12 protein-coding genes are annotated in these 14,661 nt (G+C 41.2%); 2 read left to right on the top strand and 10 right to left on the bottom strand.

Annotation, left to right across the window (positions count from 1 at the left end):
- Positions 1-7: 7 nt before the first annotated feature.
- From deoA to SC428_RS10475, 8 genes are all read right to left on the bottom strand, one after another.
- A complete protein-coding gene (gene deoA / locus SC428_RS10510) occupies positions 8-1,330 on the bottom strand; it encodes a thymidine phosphorylase (RefSeq protein ID WP_070926972.1) in 1,323 nt (440 codons plus the stop codon).
- Between the two features lie 43 nt (positions 1,331-1,373).
- Entirely contained in the window at positions 1,374-2,153 is a 780-nt protein-coding gene (deoC, locus tag SC428_RS10505) for a deoxyribose-phosphate aldolase (RefSeq protein ID WP_070926974.1), read from the bottom strand.
- A gap of 566 nt (positions 2,154-2,719) precedes the next feature.
- Entirely contained in the window at positions 2,720-3,994 is a 1,275-nt protein-coding gene (locus SC428_RS10500) for a NupC/NupG family nucleoside CNT transporter (protein WP_175442512.1), read from the bottom strand.
- A 402-nt stretch (positions 3,995-4,396) separates the two neighbouring features.
- Complete coding sequence (locus SC428_RS10495) at positions 4,397-5,206, bottom strand: TatD family hydrolase (protein WP_283126608.1); 810 nt, start codon at positions 5,204-5,206, stop codon at positions 4,397-4,399.
- Positions 5,199-6,353: a patatin family protein gene (locus SC428_RS10490; protein WP_070926978.1), complete on the bottom strand. Its 1,155-nt coding sequence runs from the start codon at positions 6,351-6,353 to the stop codon at positions 5,199-5,201. The genes SC428_RS10495 and SC428_RS10490 overlap by 8 nt, the downstream gene beginning before the upstream one ends.
- Positions 6,354-6,537: 184 nt before the next feature.
- Positions 6,538-6,936: a BON domain-containing protein gene (locus SC428_RS10485; RefSeq protein WP_070926980.1), complete on the bottom strand. Its 399-nt coding sequence runs from the start codon at positions 6,934-6,936 to the stop codon at positions 6,538-6,540.
- A gap of 377 nt (positions 6,937-7,313) precedes the next feature.
- Positions 7,314-8,903, bottom strand: coding sequence for a peptide chain release factor 3 (gene prfC, locus SC428_RS10480; RefSeq protein WP_070926982.1), 1,590 nt, complete (start codon positions 8,901-8,903; stop codon positions 7,314-7,316).
- A 239-nt stretch (positions 8,904-9,142) separates the two neighbouring features.
- Positions 9,143-10,210 carry a tartrate dehydrogenase gene (locus SC428_RS10475; protein ID WP_070926983.1) on the bottom strand — a complete coding sequence of 356 codons (1,068 nt, stop codon included), beginning with the start codon at positions 10,208-10,210 and terminating at the stop codon, positions 9,143-9,145.
- Positions 10,211-10,314: 104 nt separating this feature from the next.
- Here SC428_RS10475 and SC428_RS10470 point away from each other — a divergent pair, with 104 nt between their 5' ends.
- Positions 10,315-11,238, top strand: a complete 924-nt coding sequence (locus tag SC428_RS10470) for a LysR substrate-binding domain-containing protein (RefSeq protein WP_140182537.1) — start codon at positions 10,315-10,317, stop codon at positions 11,236-11,238.
- A gap of 21 nt (positions 11,239-11,259) precedes the next feature.
- Positions 11,260-12,159 (top strand): helix-turn-helix domain-containing protein, encoded by a 900-nt coding sequence (locus tag SC428_RS10465; protein WP_318707511.1) that lies wholly within the window; start codon positions 11,260-11,262, stop codon positions 12,157-12,159.
- A 49-nt stretch (positions 12,160-12,208) separates the two neighbouring features.
- Here the strand turns inward: SC428_RS10465 and SC428_RS10460 are convergent, their stop codons facing one another.
- Both SC428_RS10460 and SC428_RS10455 read right to left on the bottom strand, forming a co-directional pair.
- The gene (locus SC428_RS10460; protein WP_070926987.1) at positions 12,209-13,162 is read right to left on the bottom strand and encodes a PDR/VanB family oxidoreductase; all 954 of its coding nucleotides are present in this window, start codon (positions 13,160-13,162) and stop codon (positions 12,209-12,211) included.
- Between the two features lie 29 nt (positions 13,163-13,191).
- Positions 13,192-14,640 (bottom strand): NAD-dependent succinate-semialdehyde dehydrogenase, encoded by a 1,449-nt coding sequence (locus tag SC428_RS10455; protein ID WP_070926989.1) that lies wholly within the window; start codon positions 14,638-14,640, stop codon positions 13,192-13,194.
- Positions 14,641-14,661: the final 21 nt, after the last annotated feature.

Raw genomic sequence — 14,661 nt, 5'->3', positions numbered from 1 at the left:
TTGTTAATTATTCGCTAATTTGGCGATAAACCATTGGCGTCGTTTCGGGTGCTTTATCACTAATCACCATAGCAGCTCGTACTTCTTTCGCTGCCTCTTCCCACGCTTTTTCACTATTAGCATGAATAATAGCAAGTGGTGTTTGGCTATCAACTGTTGCACCCAGTGCCGCGATATCGCTTAAACCAACGCTATAATCAATCGGATCTGTTGCTTTGCGACGCCCACCGCCCAATGTCACCACGGACATACCCAGTGCTCTGGTATCCATAGCGCTAACAATGCCTGATTTCTCTGCATATACCGCTTTGTTCAATACGGCGGTAGGTAGATATTTGCTATAATTCTCAACGAAATCACTTGGGCCTTTTTGTGCAGCAACCATGCGTCCAAAGACTTCCGCGGCTTTACCATTATCCAACACCGCTTGTAGTTTCTGACGTGCTTCATCTCTATTGGCAGCCAAAGTACCTGACACGAGCATTTCAACACATAATGCCATAGTCACTTCATACAAACGTGGATTACGATATTCACCCGTTAAAAATTGTACCGCTTCACGTACCTCAACCGCATTACCTGCACTAGAAGCCAGTACTTCATTCATATCCGTCAGTAAAGCCGTAGTTTTACAACCCGCACCATTCGCCACTTTAACGATTGACTCTGCAAGTTGCTCTGATTTTTCATAAGTTGGCATAAATGCACCTGAGCCAACTTTGACATCCATAACTAATGCATCAAGGCCTTCAGCCAATTTTTTACCTAAAATAGATGCCGTAATTAATGGAATTGAATCTACGGTAGCCGTGATATCACGTGTCGCATAAAAACGTTTATCAGCCGGTGCGAGTGAGTTAGTTTGACCAATAATTGCCACACCAACATCACTAATAATGTCACGGAAACGCTCATCATTTGGAAAAATATCAAAATTAGGGATTGCTTCGAGCTTATCTAGCGTTCCCCCGGTATGACCTAATCCACGCCCTGAAATCATTGGCACGTAACCACCACATGCTGCCACCATTGGGCCTAACATCAGTGAAGTCACATCACCGACCCCCCCCGTAGAATGTTTATCAACTAACGGGCCATTGAGGTTTAGTGATTTCCAATTTAATACAGTGCCTGAATCACGCATTGCTAACGTTAGTGCAACACGTTCATCCATTGTCATATCGTTGAAATAAATGGTCATTGCCAAAGCAGCTATCTGACCTTCTGAAACGGAATTGTCACGAACGCCATTAATAAAGAAACGAATTTCTTCTTCACTCAGTACTTTACCATCACGTTTTTTACGGATAATTTCTTGTGCCAGAAACACGGTATGCTCCTTAACTCAAACAGGATTTAGGTAATTGCTTAAATTAATAGCTACTACTTGATTTTTTTGTTTCGAAACCAAGTGTATTCAGCAAGTTAGCTAGCAGACTAGATGCACCAAAACGAAAATGGCGCGAGTCTGCCCAGCCTTTACCTAAAATACGATCTGCTAATGCTAAGTATTGAGCGGCTTCTTCTGCCGTACGAACACCACCAGCAGGCTTAAAGCCCACTGTTTTTGCAACGCCCATATCATGGATAACTTGCATCATGATCTCAGCACTTTCGAGAGTCGCATTAACCGGTACTTTACCTGTTGATGTTTTGATAAAATCCGCACCCGCTTTAATAGAAATTTCAGACGCTTTACGGATAAGAGCAGGATCTTTAAGTTCACCTGTTTCAATGATCACTTTCAATAATACATTCGCTTGTGCGCATGCATCTTTACAGGCTTTCACTAAATCAAAACCAATTTTTTCATTCCCTGCCATCAAAGCTCTATAAGGGAAAACCACATCGACTTCATCTGCACCATAAGCAATAGCAGCACGAGTTTCAGCCAATGCAATATCAATATCATCATTACCATGTGGGAAGTTGGTAACTGTAGCAATGCGTACTTCTGGAGTACCTTGCTCACGTAAAGTCTTACGTGCAATCGGGATAAAACGAGGGTAAATACAGATGGCAGCAGTTTGGCCCGCAGGGCTTTTTGCTTGATGACACAACGCGATCACTTTTTCATCCGTATCGTCGTCATTTAGGGTAGTTAAATCCATCAGGTTCAGTGCGCGTTGCGCAGCTGCGGTTAAATCAGTCATAAAAACTCTCCAACGTTGTGAATTCTGTCAGAACAACACGTTCTTTGTTGGCGAGCGGGCTTGGTTCCTTAAAGATGCTACTCGAAAACCCGAATGTAGCAGCTGAATTCCTTCTCACCGCACAATGCCCTAGAGTGCATCCACTCTGAGAACTAGCAGTCCATAGCAGCTTACTTGTACCTATTTGACCATAGAACTAGGCTATTTTGTGTGCTACAAATCACATTAATTGCCTGAACGTTACATTGTTAAATAAAAACTTGTGAACATTATCGCAATTATACGCTATTTCATTTCATTTTTATTCTCTCTAATGGCTTTTCTTTTTCATTTTATGCCATTAAGAGTAGTTCAAAAATGCTGATGTGGGCGTAAAAGTAGAAAGAATATAACTGAATATATGAACTGAAAAGGGCAAATGCCCTTTTCAGATTATAGACTTATTAGATTTCACGTTGCAGTGCTGTTGACTATGTCCGCTCGACCTTAGTCACATACTGAATGTGACTAAGGTCTTATTCGCTGGTCGCCTACCTGCATCTCGAATTATTTAGAGTATAGATAGACTAGATAATTGCTAGGGTTAAGAAGAAACCAGCAATAGTTGCACTCATTAAGTTAGAGAGAGTACCTGCCAAAACAGCTTTCATGCCAAGACGAGCAACATCACTACGACGATTAGGCGCCATGCCACCTAAACCACCGAGTAAAATCGCCACAGAAGACAAGTTAGCAAAGCCACACAGTGCAAATGAAATAATCGCTTTAGTGTGATCAGACAGGACTTGTTTACCTGCTGCCAACACATCAGCATCTGGTTTCATATATTCGCCAAAGTTCATAAAGGCAACAAATTCGTTAACAACGACTTTTTGCCCAATAAATGAACCCGCAATATTGGCTTCACTCCATGGCACACCAATCAAGTAAGCAATTGGGGCAAACACCCAACCAAGAATTAACTCAAGAGAAAGCTGTGGATAATCAAACCAGTTACCGATCCCACCAAGAATGCCGTTGATCAGGGCAATTAACGCAATAAATGCTAATAACATCGCCCCTACGTTTAGCGCCAACTGCATACCAGAAGCTGCACCTGATGCCGCGGCGTCAATAATATTCGCAGGACGTTCATCTTCTGCAACCAAATCAGTTGCATTAACATTATCACAAGCTTCTTCAGTTTCAGGAACTAATAGCTTAGCAAACAACAATCCACCCGGAGCCGCCATAAACGACGCCGCAATCAGGTATTCCATTGGTACGCCCATTTGTGCGTAACCTGCCAATACCGAGCCCGCAACGGAGGCTAAACCACCACACATCACCGCAAACAATTCCGAGTTTGTCATCGTTGAAATGTATGGACGCACCACTAATGGCGCTTCTGTTTGACCAACAAAGATATTGGCTGTGGCAGATAGTGATTCAGTTCTTGATGTACCCAGTATTTTTTGTAAGCCACCACCCAATACTTTAATAACCAATTGCATAATGCCTAGGTAGTAAAGTACCGCGATTAAAGAAGAGAAGAAAACAATGATTGGCAGTACACGTAATGCGAAAATAAATCCACCGCCGCCAAACAATTCAAACATTTTGTCAGAAACAAGGCCGCCAAAAATAAAGCTCATACCATCTTGACCATAGCTGATTACCTTAGAAACGCCATCAGACATCCCCTGTAATACGCTACGACCCGCTGGAACATAAAGAACAAAAGCGCCGATCACGACTTGAATGATAAAAGCTCCGCCAACAGTGCGGAGTTTAATCGCTCGACGATTGCTGGAAAATAGCACGGCGATAGCTATCAGCACCGCCATCCCGACCAGACTCATAATGAGTTGCATGGAAGTATCCCTGTTCACTTAATTATAGATTGATGTAGATAAAGAAACGTACCCGTTTCCTTGACTCTTTGTGCGATGATTATACCTAGTCCACCTCAATAACCCGCAACCTTCGTCACAAATACGCAGTGCAAAAAGTAACAAAAATTCAGTTCTTGTGATTAAGGTCACATTTTATTATCAGTTTAATCTGGAAAGCACAAAAGGACGTAACAAATAGGTGAAAAACTGGATGGATTAAGGAAAGGAAACCACATCAATTAATAGCCATTGGCAATAAATTTAAAGTGGCTTTAACGATGTATACTCTCAATCATTCGAGTTGCAGGTAGGCGACCAGCAAAAATAGATGGGGAGCATAGATAAACTCAGTGACTCGGTAAGCATCGCCTAGTCTTCCCCCTGCAACTTGGAACATGATGAGTCTAGCTTAAATAATGATAGACTATTTATATACAGTTGCTCGGCAATTTCATCTGGGCTTTCGTGCCGCAGTTCACATAACGATTTAAAAATTATTTGAATACGTTCAGGGCGATTCGGTTCACCTTGAAACCCTGATACTGGCATATCAGGCGCGTCAGTTTCAAAAACTAAAGACGTTAAAGGCAATTGAGCTATCGCTTGACGGGTTTTATTCGCTCGCTCATAAGTAATGGTTCCGCCTACACCAATAAAATAGCCTAATTTAATAAAGGCTTGAGCTTGCGATAGACTCCCTGCGAAGCCATGAACGACACCACATGCAGGCACTAAATAGCGGCGTAAAATCGCCACTAGCTGGTCATGGCTTTTACGCGAATGTAAAATCACAGGTAAATCAAAACGCTTTGCTAACTTGAGTTGTTCAATCAATATTTTCTGTTGCAGCTCAAATAAGGGATCCTGCATATACAGATCAAGACCAATCTCACCGATAGCAACGCATTTAGTACTATGCTGGGTGAGATAAAACAATAGTGATTCAAAATGCTGTTCTTGAAACCGATTTAAGTACAGTGGATGAAACCCCATCGCGGCATGTAGTTGAGAATAGCTATGTGCTAATTGCCAAACTCGCTCAAAATTATCCACACTAACCGTCGGAATAATAATATCAGAGATCCCTGCCGAGCTGGCTGATGCAAGGCTTTCATCCATCGCATCAATAAAAGGTGGAAAGTCAAAATGACAATGTGTATCAACGAATAGTCTAGTCATTTTTTTCGTTGGCCTGTTTAGCTTCCTCTTCATTGGCTGCCAGTATCGCACCTGTCATAATTGCTTGCGCTGTATCCGTCACTTTCTTCGCGTGGCTTTGAGCCAGCAATTCCCCTGAGTGCTTCGCCTCAAACAAGGCTTCTGCATAGTCCTCTTGGATTTGCATCTCTTCATGCGCTGCATTTTCAAAACTAAAGCGATTTAATGAGTCATTATCCATGGCGAAATTATGCCCCAAAGCAGCGATAAAATAACGACCGCAACGGCGCCCTGTATGATAATCCTGATTAAGCGATGATAAGCGACTTCCCAATGCACTGCTCTTTAACGGTGTTGGTGGGTAGATTTCAAAAATCTGCAAATTATCTGGCGGATTTTCAATAAACTCTTGGGTGCGACGATAACTTTTCAAATGCACTTTTAGCATAGCAGCCATACGTTGCAAACCATACTTTTCCCCTTCTAACCAACGGGTCATTCTTTTAACCCATTCAGGAGTGAAGTACATTTGAGAAGGTACAGTGCGGATCACTACAATAGTTTCAGCGCCACGACGGTATGCCTCTTCCACAGGAATTGCAGCACTGATCCCGCCATCATGGTATAACGTTCCATTAAACTCAACACCTGTACGATAAAAGCCAGGAATTGCGCTGGAAGCTCTTATAATATCTAACCATGTATCTTCTGTTGGTTGCAAAAACTCAGCTTCAAAATCATCACTACGACTCGCTCCCATATAAAATTCACGGCCCGCATTGATTAATTCAAGACCTGCATGCATCTGTAAAGGGAACTCTTTTGATGTGCTCTCGACTAACCAATCTAGATCAATAAGATGACCGCCACGGATAAAACGTAGTGGATTAAAGAAAAGAGGGCTGGTCGTATAGCGAGTGATTACGCGTCGTGCATAACCATGTTGCCCGCAGATATACGCTGAAAGATTCTGCGCACCAGCAGAAGTACCGATCATGATATCGAATGGATTAAAGCCTGACTTTAAAAACTCATCCAGTACCCCCGCAGTAAAAATACCACGTTGGCCACCACCTTCGCAGATAAGCGCAGTTTTACCTTTATTGAGTTCATCAAAAAAAGCTAGAGGTTCAATACTACCGAGTGTGACCGCTATATGTTTACCCATACAAGTCCCCTGACAATGATTTCTGTCTAGTGGGCCTCACTTAGCGATATAGCCATCAATAGACACGATTGCCATAAATCAATCAGCAAAAACTGAACCTCTTTGAGATAGAGGCTCAGTTTTATTGCTTACAACTAATATAATCTGGTCAATAACTTAATTTAACCGCATTTAAATTATTATATTAATTCGCAACAACTAAACCGTTTTGTACTGATTTCACACCATTAACCATTGAGACAACCTGAACGACCTTGTCTACTTGGCTGTCTGATTTAACAAAACCAGAGAGATAAACCACACCTTTAACGGTTTTTACTGAAATCGAGTTACTGTCAATACCACTGGTTGTCAGTAGCTTACTTTTTACTTGAGCTGTAATAGAGGAATCATCGATATAATTATCGGTACTTTTCACACCGCTCGATACCGCTTCACTCGTATCTTTACCGGCAATGTCTGCGGTCTTCACGGCGCTGTCCCAAGTATCAGATGCTTGCTCTTTCAAAGGAGCACTGCAAGCAAATAAAGAACCACTTAACCCAATAACCAATAAAGAACGTAAAAGTACTGAATTTTTCATCTTAACCTTCCTTTTTACTGCTGTTTTAAAGATTAGAGTATGACGAATACAGATAACCCATGCTAATAGATAACTCTATTCGTCATACTTCAAGCCGCAGCACCTTGCATTAAGGTAGGATGACAAGATCCTCTCACGACAATCACAGATTTTCTATGTGCCTAATGAGTTGTTCGTTTGTCTTCTCGCTGCATTTCGAATTATTTATAGTATATAGACTATGAGAAAAGCCTCATGAAATAAAGCGTTCTCACGTAAAAGCCAGAGCAATCTGCAAACTTTAGACAAAAAAACAGGAGAGTATTCGAAAATCGATGACAATTAGGAGAAAACCCACTATTAAAATAGATTTTTCAATAGTGGGTGACTTAAAGAAATTAGTGTTCTCTAGTTTTACGGAATTTTACATCAGGGTAGCGTTCACTCGTTAAATTCAAGTTAACCATGGTTGGCGCAATATAAGACAAGTTATCACCACCATCCAATGCAAGGTTTTGTTCATTCTTACGTTTGAACTCTTCGAATTTCTTCACGTCATCACATTCTACCCAACGCGCCGTTGAAACGTTAACCGCTTCATAAATAGCTTCAACGTTGTATTCACTCTTCAAGCGAGCGACCACCACGTCAAACTGAAGCACACCAACTGCGCCAACAATCAAATCATTATTGGTTAACGGGCGGAAAACCTGTACAGCACCTTCTTCTGATAACTGTACTAACCCTTTCAGTAATTGTTTTTGCTTCAGTGGATCGCGTAAACGAATACGACGGAATAGCTCAGGCGCAAAGTTAGGAATACCCGTAAATTTCAGATCTTCGCCTTGCGTAAAAGTATCACCAATTTGAATAGTACCGTGATTATGTAATCCAATAATATCGCCCGCAAAAGCATTTTCAACATGTGAACGATCACCCGCCATAAAGGTCAGAGCATCAGAAATCACCACATCTTTTTTGGTGCGAACTTGGCGCAATTTCATGCCTTTTTCATAAGTGCCTGAAACAATACGCATGAAGGCCACACGGTCACGGTGTTTAGGATCCATATTGGCCTGAATTTTGAAGACGAAACCTGTAAATTTCTCTTCTGTTGCTTCAACTTCACGTACATCCGTTTTACGTGGTTGTGGTGCTGGAGCCCATTGCACTAACCCATCAAGCATATGGTCAACGCCAAAGTTACCTAATGCGGTACCGAAAAAGACTGGCGTCAATTCACCTTCTAAAAAGGCATCATGATCAAACTCATGAGAAGCCCCTTTGACCAGTTCTAATTCATCACGTAATTGAGCTGCAAGGTCATCACCAACCGTTTTATCCAATTCAGGATTATCTAAACCTTTAATGATACGTACTTCTTGGATGGTATGGCCTTGGCCTGTTTGATAAAGGATTGTCTCATCACGCAATAAGTGATAAACCCCTTTAAATAGCTTACCGCAACCAATTGGCCATGTGATTGGACAACAAGCAATATTAAGCTCATTTTCCACTTCATCCATCAACTCCATTGGGTCACGAATATCACGGTCAAGTTTATTCATAAAGGTTAGAATAGGTGTATCACGTAAGCGGGTGACTTCCATCAATTTACGTGTACGATCCTCAACCCCTTTACCTGAGTCAATCACCATCAAGCAGCAGTCAACTGCGGTTAATGTCCGGTAAGTATCTTCCGAGAAGTCTTCGTGCCCTGGGGTATCGAGCAAGTTAACTAAGCAATCATGATAAGGGAATTGCATCACTGACGTCGTAATCGAAATACCACGTTGCTTCTCCATTTCCATCCAGTCTGATTTTGCATGTTGGTTAGAGCCACGACCTTTTACTGTTCCCGCACGCTGAATCGCTTGTCCGAACAATAATACTTTTTCAGTGATGGTGGTTTTACCTGCGTCAGGGTGAGAGATGATTGCAAACGTCCTGCGCGCGTTGACTTCATGTAGAAAATTCTGATCTGCCATTTAACCGTTCTTTTTTGTCTGAATACAGATTTGTACATGCATTAGGAGAGGCAATAGGTGGCTCTTAGCTCAGCAAATCCGTTTTGTTAATCGAAATTGACGGCCATTTTCTCAGATCTTGGGGTTATAAACAATCAAAGCATCACATTATCAACCTAGAGCCAAGAAAATTATCTAGGTTGATAAGATGTTTTTTTAACCTTGGAGCAAAAGAGATATTTTTAATGCGGTTCAAAAGATTATTTTGCAGTAATCAAATCGGCTATCGCTTGACCTAACTGCTGAGTGCTTGCATTACCGCCCATATCACGAGTTAAATGGTCACGTTGTTTAATCACCGTTTCAACTGCGTTCATAATGGTATCGTGCATCTCAGTATGGCCAAGATGCTGCATCATCATTGCGGCAGCCCAGATAGTACCAATTGGGTTAGCAATATTTTTTCCCGCTATATCAGGGGCTGACCCATGAACAGGTTCGAACATAGATGGAAATTGCTTTTCTGGATTGATATTTGCCGAAGGTGCAATCGCTATTGTGCCTGTGCAAGCAGGCCCTAAATCAGACAAAATATCACCAAATAAATTAGATCCTACAATGACATCATAAAACTCAGGCATTCGAACTAAATTAGCCGCAAAAATATCAATATGGAATTGATCAACTTTAACATCTGGATATTGCTTTGCCATAGCCGCGAAACGACTATCCCAATAAGGCATTGAATGGAAAAGACCGTTTGATTTCGTCGCTGAACTTAAATGCTTTTTCTCTCTGGATTGTGCTAACTCAAATGCATATTTTAAAATACGATCCGTACCTTTGCGTGTAAAAATACTTTGCTGGGAAACGACTTCATCATCAGTCCCTTCATACTGAATACCACCAATTGCAGAGTATTCGCCTTCAACGTTCTCACGTACAACATAAAAATCAATATCACCGGGTTTCTTGTCCGCTAAAGGTGATTTGATCCCTTCAAATAAACGCACAGGACGCAAATTGACATATTGATTAAATGCACGGCGGATGGGTAATAATAACCCCCATAGCGAGATATGATCAGGTACACCGGGAAAGCCAACAGCACCTAAAAAGATCGCATCAAATTTTTTTAACTGCTCTAAACCATCTTCAGGCATCATTCGGCCTGTGCGATGGTAAGTTTCACAAGACCAATCAAAGTGAGTAAAGTTAAATTTTACTTGATATTTAGACGCCGCAGCCTCTAATACTTTTAATCCTTCAGGGATAACTTCTGTTCCAATCCCATCACCCGGTATAACAGCAATATTAAATTGTGACATGTTACGGCTCTCCCACAACAGTGATTTTTATCAGTAAGATCTCCAGTTTATGAGTTGCTGTGATAAAGTATAGCGACAAAGTGTAATCTTTAGGTTTACAAACTATGAACAAGCTACCCGCACTAGAAGACATTAAGGTTTTTATTACTGTCGCGCGCTTAATGAGTTTTTCGCGTGCTGCGGAGTTGCTGCTTGTTTCCCCCGCTTATGTTTCAAAGCGGATTAAACTTCTCGAAGAAAATCTCGGACAAACCCTATTATTACGTAGCGCTCGTACCATAAGTTTGACCCATGAAGGCAGAATAGTGCTGAAAAGTGGTGAGCAGCTATTGTTAGAACTCGATAACATGCACAATGCTTTGAAAGCATGCCGTGAAGAAATTCGAGGTGAATTAAGGGTCAGTTGTAGTACAGGTTTTGGTAGCGCTTATTTAAATCCTTTTATTTTAGCATTACGCGCCAATTATCCGCAATTAGGTATTGATCTGACATTAACCGATAGATCTGTCGATATTATTAGTGAAAATATCGATCTTGATATCTATATTGGTGGCACTATTCCTGATCACTATATCGCTAAGCGGATCGCTAAAAATAGACGTATTCTCTGTGCAGCCCCTGTTTATTTAGCACAAAATGGCTACCCTACTCACCCACAAGAGCTTGAGAAAAAACACTTTTGCATCACAATTAAAGAACGCAATCAAGCACCTGCACAATGGAAATTACAGCACCAAACTGAAAGCATGATGATTGCGCCAAATAGCAAATTAATGGTCAATAACGGTGATGTGGCTAAGCAATGGTGCCTTGGTGGTGAAGGCATTTTACTTCGTTCGTTATGGAGTGTTTTACCCGAGCTGGAAACAGGAAAATTGACGCGAGTACTCACTAAATGGCATCAACCCGCTGATGTATATGCTGTTTATTCAAGAACAACCCGTAATAATGCAAATTTACGCGTGTTTATTGAAAATCTAGAGCAATACTTATCAAAACATTTACCGCATCAATTTCAGGATGAATAAACAATAGGTGGATATGAGTCGATGACAGAAATGCAAACATTTGGACAACGTTTGCTGGCCTTATTGAAACAAAAAAAAATGAGCCAGTTAAAAGCTGCTGAAGCACTTGGAATATCTCGAACAGCAGTCAACAAATGGACAAAAGGAGGCATGATTGATGAAAGCAACCTTGAAAGTTTAGCCCAATTGCTAAATGTTGATAAGATTTGGCTCAAATATGGCGAATATGCCAATCATTCATCAGCAGCATTCCCTTCTTCGGTTATCCGCAATATCAATGAAGTTCATTTACAAGAATCTACTGAAATTGTCACTTGGGAATGGGATTTGCTCACCGGTGAACTTAATTACTCAGATAACGTAGAAGATGTCTACGGGATCAAAATTACCACTAACGATGATTTTTGGGCATTAATGAACCAAGAATCCAAAGAAAAATTGATTAATGGCTACTCAAAAATCATTCGTGAGGGTGGCGCTCATGAAATGGATTTTAAAATCGCATGGGATGATGGGTATCGCTGGATCACATCACGAGCAACTGGTGTAAAAGGGCCTAATGGTAAGGTCACCAAGCTCGTTGGCATCAGTTTGGACAATACTGAGCGTAAAAATACAGAGCTTCGACTCAGTAAAATCAAATGCTATTTTAATGTACTTCTCGCCCATTTTAATCACCTTGTGGTATTTACCGATAAGGCGTGCGAAATTTTAACGAGTAATCTAGAAAGCCAATCTATTGATATTGATTATTTAGAACTACAACGACTTCTTTATCAGCTCGCAATTAACCATAAAGAATGGTTAGAAAAGGTATATCAGACAGGTCATGGCCATATACATTTTCAAGATCAAGAGATTAGTGCGTCATACCATCTAAACGATGAAAACCAACCATTTTTAATGTTTCAACTTAAATAAATTCAAACAGCCCCATAGGGGCTGTCAGATCCGCAATACCCAATAATGGTTAAAGATCTAATACTAACCGTTTCGTTTTAGCACGTGAAACACATAACATCATGGTTTTTTGCTCTGCGCGTTCATCATCATCTAAATAGTGATCACGATGATCTGCTTCACCTTCTAAAATAGCTGTTTCACAGGTACCACAGACACCATTACGGCATAAGCACTCTACCTGAATACGTTTATCTGCTTCGATTGCCTGTAAAATTGACATATCTTCGCCAATATTCAAGCTAAAACCTGAGCGTTGGAAATGAACCTCAAATGCATTTCCCTCATTTGCCACTTCACCGAAGTTTTCAAAATGTACCCGTTCTTTTCCTAAGTGAGTATTACCATGCTCAATGACAGCATTGATCAGCGATTCAGGCCCACAGACATACACATGACTATTTTCAGGTTGCTCTTTAATCAATTGTTCAACAGATAAACGCTGCCCTTTCGCATTATCATACAGATATAGGTGTTCCCCAATTTGCTGCTGAAGTTGTTCAACAAATGCTGCGCTGTTTTGATCACGGAAACAATAATGAAGTTCAAAATTCATCCCTGTTTGTTCCAATTCATACAGATATGACATAAATGGGGTAATACCAATTCCACCGGCAATAAGAATATGCTTACAGGAATCGTCATGCTCCAATGAAAAATAGTTTTCTGCTGGAGACAAATAAACGACATCCCCTTCTGCGAGTTGCTCATGCATATAAGCAGAACCGCCTTTAGAGTTTTCATCTCGCAATACAGAGATACGATAATGATCACTGTTACTTGGATCACTAATTAGCGAGTAAGCACGTTGTAACCCCATTTCTTCATTCATATGCACCGTCACATGACTCCCTGCACTAAACGGATCCAGCACCGTATCTTTCGCAATGAATTCAAACATTTTAATAGTAGGGCTAACTTGCTCTATGCGGCTCACATGAACAGCTATTTTTTGTTGGTTCATAACAATTCCTTCTTTGAATCCGTTATTACTTAAGCAACATCAATGCACAGATATTTCACACTGAGGTAATCTTCAATTCCATATCGCGAACCTTCTTTACCTAAGCCAGATTGCTTAACCCCACCAAATGGTGCAACCTCATTTGAAATCATGCCTGTATTGACCCCAACCATGCCGCTTTGTAATTTCTCCGCGACACGATATACACGTCTAATGTCTTTAGAAAAAAAGTAAGCGGCTAAACCATAAATGGTGTTATTTGCACGCTTAATGACTTCTTCCTCATCATAAAAACGGATCAACGTTGCAATTGGCCCAAAAATTTCTTCATGAACGATATCCATAGAATCATCAACATCCACCAACACTTTTGGGTTGATAAAATTGCCTTGTTCAACAATTTCATGACCAAGTACCAACTGGCGAGCCCCTTTTGCTAACGCATCTTTAACTAATTCCGCCATTCCACTGATAGCACGCGCTGTGATCATCGGGCCAATATCTGTTTCTTCATCAAGGCCGTTACCTACACGTAGCTTTGCCACTTTATCAGCGAATTTCTCTAAAAATTGCTCATAAATATCATCATGAATATAAAAACGATTCACACAAACACAGGTTTGCCCACCGTTACGAAATTTAGCTTGAATTGCACTATCCACCGCTTTATCGATATCGGCATCTTCAAACACAATAAATGGGGCATTGCCACCAAGCTCCAAGGAGGTTTTTTTGATCGTCGATGCACACTGCGCATACAACTGTCGACCCACTTGCGTAGATCCCGTAAACGAAAACTTACTGATTAATTCATGTTTGGTCAGCAGTTCGCCTAACACTCTAGACTCACCAGTTACTATGTTAAATACCCCAGCAGGGATCCCCGCCTGTTCGGCTAGTGCGGCCAGTGCTAAGGCAGTAAAAGGCGTTTCGGACGCGGGCTTTATGATCATGCTACAGCCCGCAGCCAGTGCTGGAGCGGCTTTACGTGTGATCATCGCAGCAGGAAAATTCCATGGGGTAATCGCACTACAAACACCAATGGGCTGTTTAATTGTTGAAATACGATTGCTAGTTACCGTCTGAGGGATCGTTTCCCCATAAACACGTTTACCTTCTTCCGCAAACCACTCAATAAAGGATGCAGCATAGCGGATTTCCCCTTTGGCCTCTTGTAATGGCTTGCCTTGCTCTAATGTCATCAGTCGGCCAAGATCATCAATGTTGTCTTCAATTAAGGTAAACCAACGACGTAAGATAATAGAACGAGCTTTTGCAGTTAATTTTCCCCATCCCTCCATGGCTTGATGTGCTTTGATAATTGCATCATTCACTTGCTCAATCGAGAGACTGGGAACCGTTCCCAACACAGATTGATCGACAGGATTAGTGACTGAAATGGTTTTTGCATTATCAACCCATTGACCATTGATATAGCAGGACTGGCGAAATAATGACGAATTAATCAGTTTTTTCATAAGTGGTTCCTCCATAGTGCT

Origin of the sequence: Providencia sp. 2023EL-00965, assembly GCF_033550225.1 — a bacterium.
In the GTDB taxonomy this organism is placed as follows: Bacteria; Pseudomonadota; Gammaproteobacteria; order Enterobacterales; family Enterobacteriaceae; genus Providencia; species Providencia manganoxydans.
Note: the sequence above shows the minus strand (reverse complement) of the source record. Positions and strands in the feature narration are given on the sequence as shown.